The organism is Burkholderia sp. JP2-270 (assembly GCF_003233675.1).
GTDB classification, from domain to species: Bacteria; Pseudomonadota; Gammaproteobacteria; order Burkholderiales; family Burkholderiaceae; genus Burkholderia; species Burkholderia pyrrocinia_C.
Genome location: NZ_CP029825.1, coordinates 2,932,552 through 2,952,625 on the forward strand (window position 1 = coordinate 2,932,552; position 20,074 = coordinate 2,952,625).

General features: G+C 64.5%; 16 protein-coding genes. 8 read left to right on the forward strand and 8 right to left on the reverse strand.

Annotated elements, in window-relative coordinates; translation table 11 throughout:
- Positions 1-60 precede the first annotated feature (60 nt).
- Entirely contained in the window at positions 61-1,620 is a 1,560-nt protein-coding gene (locus tag DM992_RS31425) for a methyl-accepting chemotaxis protein (protein WP_111020017.1), read from the forward strand.
- A gap of 56 nt (positions 1,621-1,676) precedes the next feature.
- On the opposite strand, the gene DM992_RS31430 is transcribed toward DM992_RS31425, so the two are convergent.
- Together DM992_RS31430 and DM992_RS31435 are read right to left on the reverse strand one after the other, a co-directional pair.
- On the reverse strand, positions 1,677-3,344 hold the full coding sequence (locus DM992_RS31430) for an ATP-dependent helicase (protein WP_111020018.1): 1,668 nt from the start codon (positions 3,342-3,344) through the stop codon (positions 1,677-1,679).
- A gap of 97 nt (positions 3,345-3,441) precedes the next feature.
- Complete coding sequence (locus DM992_RS31435) at positions 3,442-4,296, reverse strand: helix-turn-helix domain-containing protein (protein WP_034180325.1); 855 nt, start codon at positions 4,294-4,296, stop codon at positions 3,442-3,444.
- A 226-nt stretch (positions 4,297-4,522) separates the two neighbouring features.
- Here DM992_RS31435 and DM992_RS31440 point away from each other — a divergent pair, with 226 nt between their 5' ends.
- The 3 genes from DM992_RS31440 to DM992_RS42990 all read left to right on the forward strand — a co-directional run bounded on the left by DM992_RS31440 (position 4,523) and on the right by DM992_RS42990 (position 7,696).
- Positions 4,523-5,857, forward strand: coding sequence for an FAD-binding oxidoreductase (locus DM992_RS31440; RefSeq protein WP_111020019.1), 1,335 nt, complete (start codon positions 4,523-4,525; stop codon positions 5,855-5,857).
- A gap of 84 nt (positions 5,858-5,941) precedes the next feature.
- The gene (locus DM992_RS31445) at positions 5,942-7,036 is read left to right on the forward strand and encodes a potassium channel protein (RefSeq protein ID WP_111020020.1); all 1,095 of its coding nucleotides are present in this window, start codon (positions 5,942-5,944) and stop codon (positions 7,034-7,036) included.
- 279 nt (positions 7,037-7,315) lie between these two features.
- On the forward strand, positions 7,316-7,696 hold the full coding sequence (locus DM992_RS42990; RefSeq protein ID WP_239511387.1) for a hypothetical protein: 381 nt from the start codon (positions 7,316-7,318) through the stop codon (positions 7,694-7,696).
- Between the two features lie 257 nt (positions 7,697-7,953).
- Here DM992_RS42990 and DM992_RS31455 read toward each other — a convergent pair whose 3' ends face one another.
- Genes DM992_RS31455 through DM992_RS31480 form a run of 6 tightly spaced genes read right to left on the reverse strand, consistent with a single transcriptional unit; the run spans position 7,954 to position 14,097 of the window.
- Positions 7,954-9,048 carry a type VI secretion system ImpA family N-terminal domain-containing protein gene (locus DM992_RS31455; protein WP_111020022.1) on the reverse strand — a complete coding sequence of 365 codons (1,095 nt, stop codon included), beginning with the start codon at positions 9,046-9,048 and terminating at the stop codon, positions 7,954-7,956.
- Positions 9,045-10,118: a type VI secretion system baseplate subunit TssG gene (gene tssG / locus DM992_RS31460; protein ID WP_111020023.1), complete on the reverse strand. Its 1,074-nt coding sequence runs from the start codon at positions 10,116-10,118 to the stop codon at positions 9,045-9,047. The genes DM992_RS31455 and tssG overlap by 4 nt, the downstream gene beginning before the upstream one ends.
- Complete coding sequence (gene tssF, locus DM992_RS31465) at positions 10,118-12,007, reverse strand: type VI secretion system baseplate subunit TssF (RefSeq protein WP_111020505.1); 1,890 nt, start codon at positions 12,005-12,007, stop codon at positions 10,118-10,120. Before tssF ends, tssG begins: the two co-directional genes overlap by 1 nt.
- A gap of 38 nt (positions 12,008-12,045) precedes the next feature.
- Positions 12,046-12,603 (reverse strand): type VI secretion system baseplate subunit TssE, encoded by a 558-nt coding sequence (tssE, locus tag DM992_RS31470; protein WP_111020506.1) that lies wholly within the window; start codon positions 12,601-12,603, stop codon positions 12,046-12,048.
- Positions 12,596-13,447 (reverse strand): type VI secretion system accessory protein TagJ, encoded by an 852-nt coding sequence (locus DM992_RS31475; protein ID WP_111020024.1) that lies wholly within the window; start codon positions 13,445-13,447, stop codon positions 12,596-12,598. The genes tssE and DM992_RS31475 overlap by 8 nt, the downstream gene beginning before the upstream one ends.
- A complete protein-coding gene (locus DM992_RS31480; protein ID WP_111020025.1) occupies positions 13,444-14,097 on the reverse strand; it encodes a TagK domain-containing protein in 654 nt (217 codons plus the stop codon). Before DM992_RS31480 ends, DM992_RS31475 begins: the two co-directional genes overlap by 4 nt.
- Positions 14,098-14,643: 546 nt before the next feature.
- Here DM992_RS31480 and tssH point away from each other — a divergent pair.
- The 4 genes from tssH to DM992_RS31500 all read left to right on the forward strand — a co-directional run bounded on the left by tssH (position 14,644) and on the right by DM992_RS31500 (position 20,000).
- Entirely contained in the window at positions 14,644-17,325 is a 2,682-nt protein-coding gene (tssH, locus tag DM992_RS31485; RefSeq protein WP_111020026.1) for a type VI secretion system ATPase TssH, read from the forward strand.
- Positions 17,326-17,362: 37 nt separating this feature from the next.
- Positions 17,363-17,905, forward strand: coding sequence for a type VI secretion system contractile sheath small subunit (tssB, locus tag DM992_RS31490; RefSeq protein ID WP_034180314.1), 543 nt, complete (start codon positions 17,363-17,365; stop codon positions 17,903-17,905).
- A 27-nt stretch (positions 17,906-17,932) separates the two neighbouring features.
- Positions 17,933-19,426: a type VI secretion system contractile sheath large subunit gene (tssC, locus tag DM992_RS31495; RefSeq protein ID WP_111020027.1), complete on the forward strand. Its 1,494-nt coding sequence runs from the start codon at positions 17,933-17,935 to the stop codon at positions 19,424-19,426.
- An 88-nt stretch (positions 19,427-19,514) separates the two neighbouring features.
- A complete protein-coding gene (locus DM992_RS31500; protein WP_034180312.1) occupies positions 19,515-20,000 on the forward strand; it encodes an Hcp family type VI secretion system effector in 486 nt (161 codons plus the stop codon).
- Positions 20,001-20,074: the final 74 nt, after the last annotated feature.

Sequence of the window (20,074 nt, forward strand, 5' to 3'; positions counted from 1 at the left end):
CCGTAATCCAGAGTGCCGCGGACCGATTGCCGCGGCACTTTTCATCGCTCACGTCCCGTCATGAACCTGAACGCCCTGTTTTCCCGTTTCTCGATCCGTACGCGGATTTTCTCCACGCTCGGTCTCGTCGCCGCGCTGCTCGTCGTGTCGGGGCTGATCGGCCTCGCCGGCATGCAGAGCTCGAACCGCGCGCTCGACGAGGCCTATACGAAGCAACTGGCTGCGAAGACCGCGCTGTCCACGGCGAGCCTGAACCTGACGGTCGTGCGCACGACGCTCGACCGCGCGCTGCTGCATCCGGAAGCGCAGGAAGCGCCCGATCTCGTCAAGAAGGCCGAGAGCTATCTCGCGAAGGCCGACACCGCCTGGCGCGGCTACGCGGCGATGCCGCACGACGGCGACGAAGGCCCGCTCGCGAGCCGTCTCGACGCCGCGCGCCAGGCGCTGATCGGGCAGGCGCTGAAGCCGCTGATCGACGCGATTCGCGATGGCAGGCGCGACGAGGCCGACCGCTTGCTGATGTCGGTCGCGCCGCCGCTGTCGGTCGCGCTCACGCAGGCGACCGATGCGCTCGATGCGTACCAGGCGGCGCGCGGCAAGGATGTCTACGACACCGCGCAGACCTATTACGGCTGGATGCGCGCAGGCGCGATCGCGGGCATCGCGTTCGGTCTGGCCGCGTGCCTCGGCTGCGCGATCGGCCTGCATTACGCGATCACGCAGCCGGTGAATCGGCTGCTGTCGCATTTCCGCCGCCTGTCGGACGGCGACCTGACATCGGAAGTGCGCTGGTCGTCGCGCGACGAGATGGCCGAACTGGTCGAGGGCGTGACGGGCATGCAGCGCAGCCTCGCGGACACGGTGCGCCAGGTCAGCCAGGGTTCGGAAGCGATCTCGACGGCGACGCACCAGATCGCGGCCGGCAACACCGATCTCTCGCAACGCACCGAGGAACAGGCGTCGGCGCTGCAGGAGACGGCCGCGAGCATGGAGCAACTGACCGCGACCGTGAAGCAGAACGCCGATCATGCGCTCGAGGCGCAGGCATGCGCGGACAGCGCGAGCGAGATCGCGACGCGCGGCGCGACGGTGGTCGGCGAGGTGATCGGCACGATGAACGAGATCGACCAGAGCTCGCAGAAGGTCGCCGACATCATCGGCACGATCGAGGGGATCGCGTTCCAGACCAACATCCTCGCGCTGAATGCGGCGGTCGAAGCCGCGCGCGCGGGCGAGCAGGGCCGCGGCTTCGCGGTGGTCGCGGGCGAGGTGCGCACGCTCGCGCAACGCTCGGCGTCCGCCGCGAAGGAGATCCGCACGCTGATCGGCGAATCGGTCGAGCGCGTCGCGAACGGCTCGCGGCTCGTCGGCGTGGCCGGCGCGACGATGCAGGACATCCAGCAGGCGATCGGGCGCGTGACGGGGATCATGACCGAGATCGCGGCCGCGTCGAACGAGCAACGCGACGGGATCGAGCAGGTGAACCGCGCGGTGTCGCAGATGGATCAGGTGTCGCAGCAGAATGCGGCGCTCGTCGAGCAGGCCGCGGCTGCGGCGTCGTCGCTGGAGGAGCAGGCGGACGGGTTGCGTCGCGCGGTGGGGGCGTTCCGGGTGGCTTGATGAATAACGGGCGGTGACGCGGCGGGCACTCGCCTGCCGGCTGCCCGCCCGTTGCGTCAACCCGTCGCGAGTTGCGCGGCCGCGCGTGACGACGCGACGATCAGCAGCTTCATCGTCGCGCGCGTCGCGCCGACGAACAGCTTGCGCGCGGCACGCGCGTCGAGCGTGTCGAAATCGACTTCGGTGAGGATCACGCACGGCGCCGACTGGCCCTTGAAGCGGTAGATCGAATCGAGCAGCACATCGCCCTCGCGATATTCGGGGTTGCCGAACAGGTCGTACTTGCCGGTGAAGCTCTTGATCCGGTGCGGGCCGAGCTGGTCGAGCGGCGCGAGCACCGAGCCTTCGCGGCCGCGATACGACAGCACCGCGATGTCCTGCTTGCGGAAGCCGAGCGACAGCGCGTGCGTGATCGCGCGCTTGGTCGCGTCGATGCAGGCTTCCGCCAACGCGTCGCCCGACATGCCTTCTTCCCCGTAGGCCGACACCGACGGATCGGACCCGTCGAACGGGCTGCCCGAGCGCAGCTCGGCCGCGAGCGGCTCGACGCGCCCGACGACGTCGCGCACGAAGTCGAGCAGGTCGCGCGGGCTGCGGTAGTTCGTCAGCGCCTTCAGCGTGACCCAGCCGGGCAGCGCGACGGGCTCGCGCATGTACAGGTTCTGCAGCGGATCTTCGAGCCACCACCACGCGCCGTCCGGCGCCAGCAAACGCTCCAGTGCGGCCGCCCACGGCGCATGGAAATCCTGCCCTTCGTCGACGACCAGCACGTCGAAGCGCCAGCGTTCGGGGATCGGCGCCTGTGCGAAGCGCGTCTCGAGCCGCTCGAATTCGCCGGGCACCTGGAAGTCGGGCGTATAGCCGCCGTCGCGCGCGACCCAGTCGCACAACTGGTGGTAATTCGCTATCTTTGCGCCGGGCGGCGCGATGCGCGCGATGTAGTCGGCGAGCGGCCGGTTGAAGCATACATAGAGCACGCGCTTGCCGGCCGCGACGGCATCGCGCATCGCCTGCACCGCGAGCTGCGTCTTGCCCGAGCCGGCCGTGCCGGTGACGCGCAGCCGGAACGGCGCGAATTCGAGCTGGCGCGCCCACGCGGCGAGGCCGCCCGACAGCCGCGTGACGAGCGTGCCGGCCTGCCCGACGAGCGCGCTCGTGTCGGGCGTGAGCGCGAGCTCGTCCGCGAGGAAATGGTGGAGCTTCGGCGCGTTCGGGAGACGTTCGTCGTCCTCGGGCAGGATCTGCAGGATCACCTGCGCGAGCTGCGCCTTGCGCGACGCGTCGACGATGCGGTCGGCCGCGACGCCGGCGATCGATGCCTGCCGGATCGAATAGTCGGGGCAGTACAGCAGCGCCTCGACGCCGTAGACGCCCGCGCCGAGCGCGGCCGTCAGGCGCCGGTGCAGCGTTTCCTGCGTGCGCGCGAGTTGGATCGCGACGTTGCGCTCGGTCTGCAGGTAGACCTTCACGAGCCCCTTCGGCGTTTCGCGCAGGAAGCCGGCCTTCTGCTCGATCAGCAGCACGCGGCCGGCCGGGCTCACGACGACGAACGCGGCCTCGCCGAACACCGAGAAGGCCTGGTCGGCGCGCGTCCAGTGCACGCCGTGATACACGGTGTAGGTGTCGGGCAGCGCGTGTTCGAGCGCGGCGAGCGTTTCGCGCTCGCGTTCGGCCGCGCCGGTCGCGGCGAGGCTTTTCCAGTCGTCGGGAATGAGGCGGGCCATGGAGTCGGGCGGCGTAGGCGTGAACAGGTGCGGCTATTGTACTGAGGAACCTGTTCACGGCCGCACGGACGCTGGCCGTCCGGGGGAGGGGCGGAAGTTACCCGCGCGCGAGCCGTTTCGCGAGATCGGCGCTGAGGATCGCCATACGTGCAGGTTTTTCGTAGCAGACGACGTCGAACGTGCGAATCACTTCGCTGATGTCGGCTTCGCTCGCGCGGCCGGTGAGCAGGTCGCCCGTCAGCACGAAAATCGGCGCGCCCGGGTTGTCGGACGTACGCACCGCCTTGATCGCGGTCGCGGCCGTGCCGTCGTCGAACAGCCATTCGGTCAGCACCGCATCGAAAGCCTGGCCCTGCAGCGCGTCGACGAACGGCGCGAGGCCGTCGAACGCGGCCGTCGCGAAACCCTGCCGTTCGAGATAGCGGCACAGCTCGGTCGCGCTGACGCGATCGGGATCGATCACGGCGACGACGAGCTTGTCGCTCTCCGCGCGGCGCGGATAGATTTCGATCTTGTGCACGTCGTACGCGTTCTGGTACAGCACGCCCGTGTGGCGCAGCACGCGCCAGCGGCCGTTCTGTTCGTACGCGACGAACTCGGGGCGCGCGCCGGCTTCGAGCGGCGCGCCGATCCATGCGGTGCACGGAATCTCGGCGACGCCCGCGTAAAGTACGGCCTCCTGCGAACAGGCGCCGACCATGCCGGGGTCGAGCGTTTGTGCGCCGAACAGTTGCGCGGCGGGTTCGCCGTACGCTTCGGCGACTTTCTTGATCTGCGCGAGCGTCCAGGGGCTGCTGCCACGCAGCTTACGATGGCCTTGCGAGAAACTCAGGTCGAGGATGCGGCACAGCTCGGTGGTCTGCTGGCGCTTGCCGATGCCGTTGCGGGTCATCAACTCGCGCACGCGCTCGGCAACCGCGAGGGAATCCGTGGTGATTGCTTCAGTGGTCATGCTACGGGAACGGATCGTGACGTTCAGAACGACGCCTTGCGGCAGTCTCGACGGACAGTCTTCATGACGTCCAGTGGCGAGCCGACCGGCCACGCGCGGAAAAGATAACTTTACCGCAAAATGGTCGTCATTCAGTGTCATGAAAGGTGCGTTTGTGTGAAAGGTGTGTCACGACGTTACCGTAGCAGCCCATATCTTCGAATGTATTAACGCCCGACAGGAAACAATGACGACGATCTATCCGCTGCACGATGCCTTGACCCGCGCCGAAACGGCGCTTCCGGCCGAAGCCGACGTCGTGATCGCCGGCGCCGGCATCATGGGCTGCGCGGCCGCGTATTACCTGGGCCTGCGCGGCCTGAAGGCAGTCGTGCTCGACAAGTCGCGCATCGCCGGACAGCAGTCGACGCGCGCGTGGGGCTTCGTGCGGCAGCAGGGCCGCGAAGCCGCCGAGGTGCCGCTGATGATGGCCGGCATGCGGATCTGGGAGGGGTTAGAGGAAACCCTCGGTTTCGATCTCGAATGGCGGCAGGGCGGCTGTCTCTATATTGCGGACAACGAAACGGACTGGGCGTCGTTCAACGCGTGGCTCTCCGTCGCGCGCGAGCACGGGCTCGATACGCGTACGCTGACGCGCGCGCAGATCGACGAGCGCGTCAGCGGCCTTTCGCCGCAGGCGCGCACGCTCGGCGGGCTGTACACCGCGACCGACGGGCAGGCCGAGCCGCGCCGCGTGGCCGCGGCGTTCGCCGCGCGTGCCACCGAGGCCGGCGCGCGCTTCTTCGAAGGCTGCGGCGTGACGGCGATCGAGACAGCCGGCGGCGCGGTCGTCGGCGTCGCGACCGAGCGCGGCACGATCCGCACGCGGCGCGTAATCTGCGCGGCCGGCGCGACCAGCTTCCGGCTGCTCGACGGCGTCGGCATCCGGCTGCCGCAGCAAGCCGTGCGCGGCACCTGCATGCGCACCAACGTGGTGCCGCCGGTATCGGCGTCGACGGTGTGGGGGCACGGCCTCGGCATCCGGCAGCGCAAGAACGGCGCGATCAATCTCGCCGACGACATGCAGGTCGACGTCGATCTGACGCTCGGCCACCTGCGCGGGTTGAGCCTGTTCTGGCCGGAGTTCTGGTCGCAGCGCGACAAGTTCCGGCTACACCTGAATTCGGCTGCATGGCGCGATGTGCTCTCGCGCATCAACGGCGCGGCCGGCCCGATCGAGCCGCGCGATCCGCAGCCGCAGCCGAATCGCGCGCACGCGCCGCGCGCGCTCGCGAAGCTCAAGGCGATCTTTCCCGCGCTGAAGGATGCGCAGATCGTCGAGGCATGGGCCGGCCTGATCGACGTGCTGCCCGACGGCATTCCGGTGATCGATGCGCCGGGCACGCCGTCGGGCCTCGCGATCGCGACGGGGTTCTGCGGTCACGGTTTCGCGATGGGGCCGATCGTCGGCCGGCTGCTTGCCGAATGGATCGACACGGGCGTGCCGTCGCTCGACCTGTCGGCGTTTCGCGCGCAGCGTTTCGTCGACGGGACGATGGTGCGGCCGCGCAGCATGCTGTAGCGGACGAATCGATGCAATGATGTCGGGCCGGATCGCTGCGTTCCCGTCGTAGAATCGAGCCCGCATTCTTCAGGAGATTCCCCGTTGGCCTCGCCTTCCGCCCAGCGCCGTTCGTTGCGCTCACGCCTGCGTCGCGCCCGCAATCCGTGGCAGGCGCCGCGTGCGCGCATGCTGTTCACGCGTCCCGCGACGTCGCCACGGCGCACGCTGCTGTTACGCGTCGGTGCAGTCGCGCTGTTGTGCGTGCTCGCGTTCCTCGTGCTGTATCTCGATCGCGACGGCCTGCGCGATTCGACCAAGAGCACGCCGATGACCGTCGCCGACCTCGTGTACTTCACGATGGTCACCGTCGCGACGGTCGGCTACGGCGACATCGTGCCCGTCACCGCGCGCGCCCGCCTGATCGACGCGTTCTTCATCGTGCCGATCCGCATCGTCATCTGGTTCATTTTCCTGGGCACGGCGTATCAGTTCGTGATCCAGCGCGTCGTCGAGGAATTCCGCATGAAACGTCTGCAAAAGCAATTGTCCGATCACATCGTCGTGTGCGGTTACGGCCTGTCGGGGTCGATCGCCGTGCGCGAGCTTCTCGAGAGCGGCGTCGATGCCGCGACGATCATCGTGATCGATTCGCAGCAGCAGGCGCTCGAGGCCGCGACGTCGCTCGGCGTGACGGGGCTGCTCGGCGATCCCGCGCACGAGGATCTGCTTCAGCAGGCACAGGTGCGCGCGGCGAAGGCCGTGATCATCTCGGTGACCGACGATCCGACCGCGATCCTGCTGACGCTGTCGGTGCGCAGCATCGCGCCCGAGACGAAGATCGTCGTGCGGATCCAGGAGAACCTGTACCAGCGGCAACTGCGGCAGGCCGGCGCGGACGTGATCGTGTCGTCGACGAAGATCGGCGCGCTGCTGCTCGCGGATGCGGTGCATAGCCGCTACATCGTGCCGTTCGTGAACGACATGCTGTCGACGCGCGGGCGTGCGACGCTGATCGAGCGCGAGGCGCTGCCGCACGAGATCGGCTGCATGACCAATGTCGTGCCGGGCGCGATCGTGGTCGGGCTCGATCGCTGCGGGAAGATCCAGTCGTTTTATGAAGATCCGCCATGCCGGATCGAGAAGGGGGACACGCTGGTCGTGATTCAGTCGGCGCGGATTCCGGATCCGGATGTTTGACGGTGTCGTTTTTTGGGGAAAATATAAATAATTCAACGGACTATTGAGTTCGATTTCCGATGGCGAACCGTCCGCTTTTTGCCGTGTAGGCGGCATGTAGGTGTTTGGGGCAACATTGATCCACGTCGATTCTCGTTGGAGTTGACGGCCAAGTTCCGGTGCTTAGAACGCGGGTGGTAGGTCCCGTTGACGGCCGAGACGCACACGCGCTGCATAGTCCCCAGACGGATCGAGTGCAAGTAGCCACGCGCGAAAACGTCGTACCCACAAGTCGACCGTATGACGCTTCATGCCAAGTTCAGCGGCGACCGCGTCGAGCGTGCGGCATTGGGACAGGCACCGCACAAAATCGATGAGTCTGTCCCTTTTGTGAGTGCTGTGGAGCGGAGTGCCCTGCGTACGAGTGAAACCCCGGTGACATGTGTCGCACACAAAGTAGGGAAGTGCGCGGCAGGGACTTGCGCGATGAACGAGATGCGTCGCGAGGCTCGTACAGCGAGGGCAGGAAGGAGGCGTGATGTCTGTCGAAAGGACATGCTCAATGGCGGAGACGAGAAACCTGGTCAGCTCAGGATCGTGATCATCGTGACGCGATGCGCCATCGGTCCCCGCATGAAATCGTCCACGCTGAAATCGATCAATTTCGCCGATGCTGATTGACCACTGCGCCATGAGATCGACGATCTGATTGAGAGCGGGGTCAATTTCTCGTTGGCGAGCGTTCTTGATTTTCGCATCGAGACAGGCGAGTTCGCCCCGCAATTCTGCCACTGTTTTCTTCATCAGTTCCGTCCAGAGACCAACCGTTTCTTGCTGGTTTGCCCGCGCATTGCAGGATGATTCGCTACAGGTCGTCGACACACATCGAATGCAGATAGTTGTGCCTTCTTTCCCGTCGTATTCGTCCGTTTTCCGCGCTATTGCGCGCCGTCTTCCTCTTCCCATTGCGCCAGGAGCTCGGCCGGAATTGCCTTGACGACCTCGCTGTAGCGTTTGCCGACAAACTGTTCGGCGCGTTTGAGCAACACCGGAATCGGGCTGCTCGGTTCGTGATTTTCGAACCATGTTCGCGCGACTCGAATCGCCGCAAGCGCCGTGTCGCGGTCAGATGGCATGGGCTTATTTGGCGTCGGGGCACATTCAGAACCGCTCGCCGATACGGAAATCGCCGGCGGGGTCAGCGTGAACGCGTCGTGTCCCGATGATGTGTCAGGTATTGCAATCGGCTCGGGTGATTCGGCCGATGTGGCCTGCGTGGGCGTGATTAACCTGTCGAGCAGTCGCGTCAGCGTCGAAAGGTCTGGCTGGAAGGTCTCGAGATGACTGTTGCACCACGCGTTGATCGTGGCGAGATGGGCGATCGCATCGTCGAAGCCTGCGATCACTGCCGGATGCTGCGTACGCAAATCCTGCAACTGCCGGACGACCGAATCGGGCGCGAGCGCATCGGCCGGACGCGGATGCGCGAAGGCGCGTTCGACGTCGCGCACCTGCAAGCGGGTAACGGTCGACTTCACCAGTACGATTTCTCGCAAATCGGCGAGTAATCCTTCGGGATCAGAGAGCGCCTGCAATGCGTTCATTCGCATTTCCAGCGCCGCATCGCGATCGCTGTCGGCGCTCGTCTGTGGATGGACATCATCCGGAAAGGCTTGCAGCCAGGCAGCCAGTACCGCGGCTCCCTCAGACAGGCCCATAACACCACCGAGATGTACGCGGCAACGCGTATACAGCACGGCGACACGCAGGTCCTTCGTGCGCATCATGAGCCGCCGGCAATCCCGTTCGATCTCGCTCCAGTTGAGCGGATCGGGCGCGCCCACGAACGTGCCGTACTGCACATCTCGTTTGGGTGCGACACTGGAGAACAGCACCACGAAATCGTGATCGTATTCGAGATCCGGACCACAGGGCGCGTCATCGCTCACGGGCGTGAGCCAGTCGAAATACGGTGCATTCGTGGCGGACGTCTGGCCCGGTTTGCCGGGCGCGGCGGATAGCTTCTTGCTCATGGTCGGTTCTTGAGATCAGTGGCACGGCGATCGAAATGCCGCACGTAACGTTCGGGCTCGAATCGCATGCCGGTAATGGGCTTACGCGGGGACGGGCGACCGAGCCATCCGGACCAGCCCATGCGCTGCCGGCCGCCCATTACTGCCGGCGGGGCACTCTCGGGCTTGATGCGGAGCTCGAGCTCCCATTCCAGTTCGTAGCCGACGAACGCCCGCACCCACTCGACGAGCCGAGGCAGATCTTCGCCCTGCGGCGTGAAGCGCAGGTAGGCGTCGAGATCGACCGGGCCGATCACAATGCGAAAGCGATGCTGTCGATCCGGGGCGACGCGGCCGAGCATTGCACCTTGTCCCATCGTCGCCGCCGCTCCCGGACGACCCATGCGGCCTTGGTCGGCGGGATCGATCTCGATCCAGTGAAACACGTTTTCCTCGATCGCGACCGGCACGCCGAAGTAACGTTCGAGCGTGGCGCGTAGTCCGTCCGGATTGCGCGCTTCGCGCACGAGGTGCGCCGAGGCGGCGAGACGCGCGTGCGAGGGCAGGGGGCGGCGGCTGATTTCGCCGACGTCCTGCCCCATGAGGCTCGCGATGTAAAACGAAAACCGCTCGTTGTCCTTTCGGTCAAGCCCGGCCGTCGACTGGGACGAGGCCCACGCGCGATAGAACAGTGTGAAGAAGCGGTGATGGAAGAGGTCGAAAAAATCAGCCGTCGTCGTATCTCGCCGGCTGTCCTCGCGATCCTTCGCGATCTCGGTCACGTGGATCGGCAACGGGCCATTGGGGCCAAGCGTCCCGAGACCGAACAGTCGCACCTTCAGTCGCCCATCGGCTTCCTGAGCGTTGGCGATTTCGCGCGGCGCGAACGCAAGGCTCGGTTGCTGGCCGAGCCGGAACGGTTCCGAACGCGGCCGGGGTGCGGTGCCGATCGGATCGATCGCCGGATTCGCGCCGATGCGCCGTAACAGTGACAGGAATCCGAAACGCCACGGCTCGGCCTGCAAGTGTTCGAGCAGCTCTGGCGACAGCGTGCTGTCGCGTAGCAGCGCCGGCAGCGTCGCGCGCTTCATCACAATACTCCGCGCGTGCCTGTGCGCACAGGCCAGCGGGCAATGCGGCCGCGTTGCATCGAATGCAGCTCGGTGTGCGTAAAGCTGTTGATCGAGACGTGCCGTGCAAGCCAGTGCTCGAGGATCGTGCCGAAGAGATAGGGGCTCACGCCAGAGAAGCCGGTCTCATCCACCGTCAGCGCGCACTCGATGCCGCGTCCGAACGTCATCGGGCCGGTCCCCGGCAGCTTGCGCGTCACCGGGCGCGTCTTGACGCCGACAAGGCTTTCGACTTGCCGGTTTTGCGCGGAGTCGCCTTCCGCGAGGTACAGACGCAGCAGACCGCGCAGCCCCTGACCGCCTTCGCGGTGATCGAGATCGTCGAGCGGTAGATAGTTGAAGTTGAGTTGGCGGATCAGGCGCCACGCCATTTCCCGCTCGGCATACGGCGGCAGCGGCGGACTCGGCGGCCGGATGAGGCCAATGCTTTCCACCGGCGCGGACTCCGCGGTCTCCAGATCGCGCACGCCGTTGCGCGGCACGAGCGTGGCCAGATCGCGGTTGGTCAGGAGCGCGTCGACCGACAGGAAGCGGAGATTTTCGGCATAAGGCGCCTCGTTCTGGTCGACGAGCGAGAGAAATACCTCGGTACCGACGTAGGGCGTACGTGTGCCGTAACGACGCGCGGAATGGGACACGAGGCGCTGTTCACGCCGCGTCGAAAAATAGCGCCCGTGGTTACCTTCATCGTTGTTCAGCGTCTGGTAGAGCGGGCGGAACTCAAGCTCGTCGGATGTCAGGGCCACCTGACCGTACACGGTCTCCACCGAAAACACCTCGTAGTCGAGCGGCGCCAGTCGTGCTGGCACGAGGTGAAACTCGGTCTCGCGCGGCGAGATTTCTATTCGGTCGGTGTGTTTGCTGAAGAGATTGATGATGGGCGTGCAGAACAGCGCAAAGCGAGAGGCGTCAACGAGGTTTGCGAGCTGCCCCGGCACCCGGTCGAGCAGGACGACGATTTCGACCTCCCGGCCAGGAATACGCGAGAGCCCTTCGGCGAGGCCGTTCAACGCAAAGAACCAGAACCGTTCCGGGCATGCAAAGTACTCGTGCAGCAGGTTGTGGCCGTGAAATTTTGCCCAGCTGAGCGGAAGCAGGTTTTGGTCGAGGCGCAACCCCTCGTGCTCTACCGCGCTCTGAGTGACCGCGGCAAGCGGACGACCGGGTACGCCGAATTCACCGGGTACGCCAATAACGGACGCGATTCCGCCAGCGTGCAGCAGTTCGAAGAGGTGCGAGGCGACCTGCTCATCACCTGCCAGGTAGACGGGAAGCCGATCGAGTCCCTTCAGATCGGCGATATGCACGTCTCCGGTCGTGGCGAGCTTGATCCGTAACGCGCCTCGTACCTGCGTATCCGGTGGCGTATAACGTTCGAGCGCAGGAATGTCCGGCGGAATACCCGTCAGGCGTGCGTCGGTGATCGTGAGCGGCCACAGCGTCACGTCCTGTCCACTCGTAAACTGGCACGCGGTTCTTTCTCCATCAGGAACCCGCGCAGTGAACGATGTGCCACGCGCGATGCGGTACCCTTCGGTGAGTTTGCCTTCAGTCCGGCCCGGATACATGCGTGCGACAGCAATCGAGGGAGTGGGTGCGACATAGTTCGGGTAGATAACTTCGAGCAACCGCTGCGTGAAGCGTGGGAACTCAGCGTCGAGCTTGATCTGCATGCGTGCGGCCATGAAGCTGAACGATTCGATCAGGCGCTCGACGTAGGGATCGGCCACTTCGCCCGCCTGCATGCCGAGCCGGCGCGCAATCTTCGGGTGCGCATGCGCGAATTCGGCGGCCAACTCGCGCATGTAGATGAGTTCTTGATTGTAGTAATCGAGCAGTCGCGGGTGCATCGGAGTGGTCTCGTTGTTGTCGTTGTACTGCACCGGGCTCAACTGGTGCGCATGCCGGTGATGCGAATCTCGCTCGTTTCGAGATCCAGCGAGCTCTGCACCATGAACTCGAGCGGGTACGGGTCCATGTGAATCAGTCCGCGGACTTCGAACGCGAGGACATTGTGATGTTCGCCGGCCTCGATGGCATGGCGGGGCGATACCACCAGCGAATCCGGAATCAACCGCGGCTCGAAATCGGTAATGGCCTGCCGGATCATGTGCTCGACGTCGTTCCATTGACGCGACGCGATAAAGGCTCCCGCGAGCGGCGGCACGCCAAAGTTGACGGTCGAGGCGGCTGCATGCGGATGGCGTGCGCGATCGATCTGATCCTCGATGCTGGTCGTGTTCAGCAAATAGGCGAGGTCGCGCTGCACGATGTCACGCATCTGTTTGCGCGTGACCGTATATTCCTCCGGGGCTTCGACGTGCCGATGCGGGGCGTCATCGCGCAGCCGGTCGAGCAGGGTTGGCATCAGGTGCGCGTTGGCCCGGCGGGGCGTGCGAACCGTCAGCGCATTCAGAGCAGGCGATGGTGTCTTGCGATCAGTCATCGACGCGCTCCCCGACGGCTGCGTCGTCAGTGATGCGCGCGCCGAATTCCGCATTCGCCAATTCGAACAGACTGAAGTCGCCTTGATCCGTGGCCCAGGTTTTTTGCCCGAATCCGGTCACGCCGGTTCGCCCATGCTCCTGCCAAACGGTCTCGCGCCCGAGGCGCACCGCGTCGTCGCCAGTCTCCGAACCCGGATATCGGGCCGGCATGAAACCATGGACGATGCTTTCGTCGACGAGCGTGAGCGTACACGGCGCCCAGACCAGATCGATCAGCCTTGTCGGCGGTGACATGCGCCATGCCATCAGATCCGAGAACGGCACCCAGCGGTAGTGCCCGGCCGTGATGACCTCGCAGACCGGGCCGAAACGGGAATCGCTATCGACGATCCAGTCAGCCGTTCCTTGCGGCATGCGCACAGCAACGGTCGGCACGGCGTCGAGTGCTGCTTCACGAGCGTCGTCGGCCAGTTCGCTCTGCGCGCCACCAGCCAAGCGGAGGGCGTTCAGCAGACCCTCCACTCCCGCCGGTGGTTCGAGCACGAAGCCCGGGCGTTTGCGTCCCTCGACGACCTGCTTGCGCCAGCTTTCGGCCCGGATCAGGTCGCGATAGACCTGTGCGGTTTCCGCCTGGCCAGGGTCGAGCTTGGCCCATGTCTGCAATTGCTGGATCGCCCGTGTCCATTCGCCCGTGATGCACATCAGCTGAAACAGCGCCCATCGATGGGACGCTGTGGTCGGCTGCGCGCGCAGACGCGTCGAGATGCACTCGATCTGCTCGCTGAAGGGGGCCTCACTCGAGCGTTGGGTTTGGGGCGGATCGGAGGCGGTGAGCCGGGTCATCCTTCGTCCTTGCGTGTGGGGGCGGACAGCGGGCTGTCTACGGACAGCGCGTGGTGTTCGCGCCGAGTGAGTGCGGGTGGCAGGGCCGGCCCCCGCCGCGCGGTCGCCGCGTGAAATTCGGGAGGGGCAAACAGTCGCAAGATTTCCGGAACGGATTCATCGTCCAGGACGTGCTCGGCGTGCCGGTCGAGTCGCTCGAACACGTCTTCGAGCGTGTGATTGCCAAACAGTAGCGCTTCGATCGAATCGTATTCGCCGTGCACATCCAGATCGACCTGCGAATCCGGTACGCGCGTGTGCGGCGCCGGTTCGTCCGCCCGTGACACCCACTCCGCGGTGACCGGTGCATGAGGATCGGTCAGCGCGCGCCAGTACTGCGCGTGCAACGTCTCGACCAGCGAGTCGGTACTGTCCGCGTTGGCAAAGGATGCACGGGCCGGGGCGTGCACATGTGCCGCGGCACTGTCCATGCTCCCGATACCTAGCTCGCCCAGTACGCCATCGTCGCTGCGCGGATGGTCGGTCACTTCGTCCTCCGGAAGATCGAGACCTTCCACGTTGGGCGTGTGCTGCGCATGGTTTTCGTCAAGCACGGGCTCGGCATGCGAGATGTCCGGTTGGCGATGCCAAGGTAGACGAAGGGAGCGCATCTGGGTGTCCGATGACAAGAAGCTCGCATTTTAACCACGAGTTCAGGTGACTCGTCCATCATTGCAGAGATAATCGTGGGGTCGAGTGGAATTGAGAATGTTTTTGAGATTAATGAGTGAGTGTTAAATATAGTCACAATTCATGGTGGAATTTGTTGTAAATCATGGTGTTGAAAATTTGTGAGATAAGGTGAGGAGTGGATTATGTGAAAATATCTCAAAATAACAAGGACTTGGGTGACTTTGATTTGGGTCGTATGATGTGGAATTTTATGCGGATTCTTGCAGGGTTGCGGCACGGTTGATCTGAAAAGATGTCTGAAAGAACGTGATTCGATCTCGGTGATTTTAGCGTCGAGAATGGATTGACGGGAGTTGGATTTCATGCGGATAATGCGGCTTCGATCCAATTTGGCCGATTGAATCGAATTGAAGAGAGGGCGATGCGTCGAGTACTCCCGGGGTCATCAGGCGAGACGTCTATGTAGTAGTACTGATAGGTCTGGCAGGGTGCTCGGAGCATCGCGACCAACAACAAAGATCATCATGACCATTTCGCGCCAAGCATTATTCGGTAAGCTCGGGATCCAGCTTTACCGAGGTATCGAGTCGGCGACGAATTTCTGCAAGTTGCGCGGGAATCCGTTCGTCGAGCTCATCCATTGGCTGCATCAGTTGCTGCAGCAGCCGGACGGCGACCTTCAGCGGATCGTTCGCCATGCCGGCATCGATCGCGACACGCTCGAGCGTGACTTCGCGCGGGCGCTGGCTGCGTTGCCGGCCGGCGCAAGTTCGATCAGCGACTTTTCATGGCACATCGAATCGGCAATCGAGCGCGCCTGGGTGCTTGCGACGCTCGAACACGGTGACCGCCGCGTGCGCGGTGCGTGGCTGATCGCGGCACTAATGTCCACGCCCGACCTGCGGCGTGTGCTGCTTGCCATCTCTCCCGCGTTCGGCAAAATTCCGTGCGACGGCCTCGACGTCGTGCTTCCGGCCTGGATCGGGGGCTCGCCGGAAGCGGCCGATGATCCGTACGACCGCAGCGAATTGCTGCCTGCCACGCCGGGCGAGGCGTCCGGCGCGATGCCGGGCGCGCCGAAGGGCGGCTCGCTTGAGCAGTACTGCACGGATCTGACGGCGCTGGCCCGCGCGGGCGAAATCGATCCGGTCATCGGCCGCGAGCTCGAGATCCGCACGATGATCGACGTGTTGCTGCGCCGGAGGCAGAACAACCCGCTGGTGACCGGCGAAGCCGGCGTCGGCAAGACGGCCGTGGTCGAAGGTCTCGCACGCGCGATCGCGTCGGGCAACGTGCCGCCGAAGCTGGCCGACGTGCGGCTGCTTGGCCTCGATGTCGGAGCGCTGCTGGCGGGTGCCAGCATGAAGGGGGAATTCGAGGCTCGCTTGAAGGGCCTCCTCGAAGCGGCTGCGAAGTCGACTGTCCCCGTGATCCTGTTCATCGACGAGATCCATACGCTGATCGGCGCGGGCGGCCAGGCGGGCACGGGCGACGCCGCCAACCTCCTGAAGCCGGCCCTCGCGCGCGGCACGATCCGGACGATCGGCGCGACGACCTGGGCCGAGTACAAGCGGCATATCGAAAAGGATCCCGCATTGACCCGGCGTTTTCAGGTGCTGCAGGTCGCGGAGCCGTCCGAGGCCGCTTCCGTCGATATGGTGCGAGGGCTCGCGCAAACGTTTTCGGCGCATCACGGTGTCGTGGTGCGTGACGAGGCGATCCGTGGCGCGGTGACGTTGTCGCACCGCTACATTCCGGCACGCCAGTTGCCGGACAAGGCAATCAGCCTGCTCGATACCGCTTGCGCGCGGGTCGCATTGTCGCAACATGCGACGCCGCGCGAACTCGACGACGTGCGCCAGCGTCTCGCGGCCGCGCGCACGGAAGAGGCGCTTCTCGTGCAGGAGGCCCGCGTCGGTCTGGACGCGGACAAGGCACTAACCAATGTGCGCGTGCGTATCGACACGCTGGCAACGGAGGAGGCCGCGGTCGACACGCGTTGGCGTGAACAGGCCGCTGCCGCGCAGGCGCTGCTTGTCGCGCGCGAGGGCGCGGCAGGATCACCCGACGATTCGCCGGTGCCCCTTGAACGGCTGCGCGAGCTCGAGCGAGCGCTGGCCAACCTTCAGGGCGAGGTGCCGCTCGTGCTTCCGGAAGTCGATGAGGCGATCGTGGCGGAGATCGTTTCGGACTGGACCGGTATCCCAGTAGGTCGCATGGTCACGGACGAGGTGGCCGCAGTGCGCCGGCTGCCCGAAACGCTGGAGGCGCGCGTGATCGGCCAGACTGATGCGCTGCGCCTGATCGGCGAGCGCGTGCAGACCGCGCGGGCCGGCCTGACCGACCCGAAGAAACCGCTTGGCGTGTTCCTGCTCGCGGGGCCGTCGGGTGTGGGCAAGACAGAAACAGCACTGGCACTGGCCGAAGCGCTGTACGGCGGCGAACAAAACCTGATCACGATCAACATGAGCGAGTATCAGGAAGCCCACACCGTGTCGGGCCTGAAAGGGGCGCCGCCAGGGTATGTCGGTTATGGCGAGGGCGGGGTGCTGACCGAAGCGGTACGGCGCCGTCCGTACTCCGTCGTTTTGCTCGACGAGGTCGAAAAGGCTCATCGCGACGTCCACGAAATGTTCTTCCAGGTGTTCGACAAGGGCTACATGGAGGACGGCGACGGCCGCCACATCGATTTCCGCAACACCACCATTCTGCTGACCAGCAATGTCGGCTCCGATCTGACCGCGAGCCTGTGCGCCGATCCCGCACTGTCGCCCGATATGGACGGGTTGCTGGATGCGCTTACCCCCGAATTGCTGAAAGCCTTCCCGGCGGCCTTTCTCGGACGAGTGACGGTCGTGCCGTACCGGCCGCTGGCCGACACTGCGCTCGCCCGCATCGTTCGCCTGCATCTGGGACGGGTGGTGAAGCGCATGGCCGACAGTCATGAAATCGCGCTCACCTATGACGACGCGGTGGTCGACTACATCGTCGGCCGCTGCCTCGTACAGGAGACCGGTGCGCGCGTCCTCATCGGCTTTATCGAACAACACGTGCTACCGCGCCTGTCGGCCCTTTGGCTCGATGCGTTCACGTCGAAAGCCACGCTTGCACGTATCGCAATCGGTGTCGCCGATTCAGCGGCAGCGCCTGTCCAGGCGTTGACGTTCGATGCATTGCCATCCCGTTTGGACGAATCGCTTTGCTGAGCGCAGTCCACTTACCACCGTCCAGGAGAACCTGTCCATGTCCGCTTCCAGCAGTTCGCAGAAATTCATCGCGCGCAATCGTGCTCCGCGCGTGCAGATCGAGTACGACGTCGAGGTCTACGGCTCGGAGAAAAAGGTCGAGCTGCCGTTCGTGATGGGCGTGCTGGCCGACCTGTCCGGCAAGCATCCGGTCGAGCCGCTACCGGCTGTATCGGATCGGCGGTTCCTCGACATCGATATCGACAATTTCGACGAGCGCATGAAGGCGATCCGTCCGCGCGTCGCGTTTGCCGTGCCGAACACGTTAACGGGTGAAGGCCAGATGATGGTCGACATGACCTTCGAGAGCATCGAGGACTTTTCGCCGGCCGCCGTCGCTCGCAAGGTCGAGCCGCTGCGCCGGCTGCTCGAAGCGCGTACGCAGCTTGCGAACCTGCAGACCTACATGGACGGCAAGTCGGGCGCCGAGGCGCTCGTCACCCAATTGCTGCAGGACCCGGCGCTGCTCAAGTCGCTGGCCTCCGCGCCGAAGCCCGTGCGTCACGAGGACGATGAAGCCGACCAGAACGAAGCGAACTGACCGACGAAACGATCGAGGATGACCACCATGGCGAAACAGCAAGCACAGGCCGACCACGCTCAGACGGCCACCCAATCCGACTTTACGCAGCTGCTCGAAAGGGAGTTCCGCCCGAAGACCGAGCAAGCACGTGAAGCGGTCGAATATGCGGTCCAGACACTCGCCGAGCAGGCGCTGGCGCAGTCGACCACGATCAGCGACGATGCGTACAAGAGCATCGCCGCGATCATCGCGCAGATCGACCACAAGCTCTCCGAGCAGATCAATCTGATTCTCCACCACGACGACTATCAGGCGCTTGAGTCGGCGTGGCGTGGCCTGCATCACCTCGTGTCGAACACCGAGACGGACGAACACCTCAAAATCCGTGCCCTCGACGTTTCGAAGACTGACCTGCACCGCACGATGCGCCGGTACAAGGGCATCGCATGGGACCAGAGCCCGCTCTTCAAGCAGATCTACGAACAGGAATACGGCCAGCTCGGCGGCGAACCGTACGGCTGCCTGGTCGCCGACTACTATTTCGACCATACGCCGCCTGACGTCGACCTGTTGGGCTCGATCGCGAAAGTCGCCGCGGCCGCGCATACGCCGTTCATCACGGGCGCGGCGCCGTCGGTGCTGCAGATGGAGTCGTGGCAGGAGCTCGCGAACCCGCGTGACCTGACGAAGATCTTCACGCAGAACCTCGAATACGCGGCATGGAATACGCTGCGCAACACCGAGGACGCGCGCTATGTGGGGCTCGCGATGCCGCGCTTCCTTGCGCGCCTGCCGTATGGTGCGAAGAGCAATCCGGTCGACGAGTTCGATTTCGAGGAAGACACGAACGGGTCGGACCACAGCCGCTATGGCTGGGCGAACGCGGCGTATGCGATGGGCGTCAACGTCAACCGCTCGTTCAAGCAGTACGGCTGGTGTTCGCTGATCCGCGGCGTCGAGTCGGGCGGCACGGTCGAGAACTTGCCATGCCACACGTTCCCGACCGACGACGGCGGGGTCGACATGAAGTGTCCGACCGAGATCGCGATCTCGGATCGGCGCGAGGCCGAACTGTCGAAGAACGGCTTCATTCCGCTCGTGCATCGCAAAAATACCGATCACGCGACCTTCATCGGCGCGCAGTCGCTGCAAAAGCCGGCCGAGTATCACGACGCGGATGCGACTGCCAACGCGAACCTGTCCGCACGCCTGCCGTATCTGTTCGCCTGCTCGCGCTTCGCGCATTACCTGAAGTGCATCGTGCGCGACAAGATCGGCGCGTTCAAGGAGCGTGAGGACATGCAGCGCTGGCTCAACGAATGGGTCATGCACTACGTCGACGCGGATCCGGCCAACTCGTCACAAGACACCAAGGCGCGCCGGCCGCTCGCAGCAGCCGAAGTACTCGTCGAAGACGTCGAAGGCAATCCCGGCTACTACCAGGCGAAATTCTTCCTGCGTCCGCACTTCCAGCTCGAGGGGCTGACGGTTTCGCTGCGGCTCGTCACCAAGCTGCCGTCGATCAAGGAAGCGGCTTGATTCAGAAGCTTCGCTCTCTTAGGTCGGGCGTCAGACCATTTTCTCTCGTAACGCCCGACCTGTTTTCATTCACTCAAGGAGCATTGGCATGGCACAAGACATTTTCCTGAAGATCGACGGCATCAACGGCGAATCGCTCGACGACAAGCACAAGGACGAGATCGAAATCCTGAACTGGGACTGGGAAATCCTGCAGGAGTCGACGATGCATGCGGGCAGCGGCGGCGGCGCAGGCAAGGCAACGGTCAAGGATCTGACGTTCGAACACAACATCGATCGCGCGAGTCCGAACCTGATGAAGTACGCGCTGACCGGCAAGCACATCGACCAGGCGACGCTTGTGATGCGCAAGGCCGGTGGCAACCCGCTCGAGTATCTGAAGCTCACGATGAGCGACGTGATCGTCACGCGTGTGAAGCCGTCGGGCAGCAAGCTGGACGCCGAGAAGAGCCGCGAAACCGTGTCGCTGTCGTTCGCGAAGGTGAAGCAGGAGTACGTCGTGCAGAACGCGCAGGGTGGCAGCGGTGGTGCCGTGACGGCAAGCTTCGACATCAAGGGCAACAAGGAAGCGTAAGCCCGGGAGATGCCGCGCGTTGGGCGGAGACTACCTGTTCCGCGCGCGGCGCAGTTCGCTGTTCATCAAGGTGA

Coding starts and splice junctions, on each gene's coding strand:
- tssH (WP_111020026.1), top strand. CDS start 14,644: ATGACCATTTCGCGCCAAGCATTATTCGGTAAGCTCGGGATCCAGCTT.
- tssG (WP_111020023.1), bottom strand. CDS start 10,118: ATGAAGCGCGCGACGCTGCCGGCGCTGCTACGCGACAGCACGCTGTCG.
- DM992_RS31500 (WP_034180312.1), top strand. CDS start 19,515: ATGGCACAAGACATTTTCCTGAAGATCGACGGCATCAACGGCGAATCG.
- DM992_RS42990 (WP_239511387.1), top strand. CDS start 7,316: ATGACGCTTCATGCCAAGTTCAGCGGCGACCGCGTCGAGCGTGCGGCA.
- DM992_RS31475 (WP_111020024.1), bottom strand. CDS start 13,447: ATGACCCGGCTCACCGCCTCCGATCCGCCCCAAACCCAACGCTCGAGT.
- DM992_RS31430 (WP_111020018.1), bottom strand. CDS start 3,344: ATGGCCCGCCTCATTCCCGACGACTGGAAAAGCCTCGCCGCGACCGGC.
- DM992_RS31480 (WP_111020025.1), bottom strand. CDS start 14,097: ATGCGCTCCCTTCGTCTACCTTGGCATCGCCAACCGGACATCTCGCAT.
- tssE (WP_111020506.1), bottom strand. CDS start 12,603: ATGACTGATCGCAAGACACCATCGCCTGCTCTGAATGCGCTGACGGTT.
- DM992_RS31440 (WP_111020019.1), top strand. CDS start 4,523: ATGACGACGATCTATCCGCTGCACGATGCCTTGACCCGCGCCGAAACG.
- tssC (WP_111020027.1), top strand. CDS start 17,933: ATGGCGAAACAGCAAGCACAGGCCGACCACGCTCAGACGGCCACCCAA.
- DM992_RS31425 (WP_111020017.1), top strand. CDS start 61: ATGAACCTGAACGCCCTGTTTTCCCGTTTCTCGATCCGTACGCGGATT.
- tssB (WP_034180314.1), top strand. CDS start 17,363: ATGTCCGCTTCCAGCAGTTCGCAGAAATTCATCGCGCGCAATCGTGCT.
- DM992_RS31435 (WP_034180325.1), bottom strand. CDS start 4,296: ATGACCACTGAAGCAATCACCACGGATTCCCTCGCGGTTGCCGAGCGC.
- DM992_RS31455 (WP_111020022.1), bottom strand. CDS start 9,048: ATGAGCAAGAAGCTATCCGCCGCGCCCGGCAAACCGGGCCAGACGTCC.
- tssF (WP_111020505.1), bottom strand. CDS start 12,007: ATGCACCCGCGACTGCTCGATTACTACAATCAAGAACTCATCTACATG.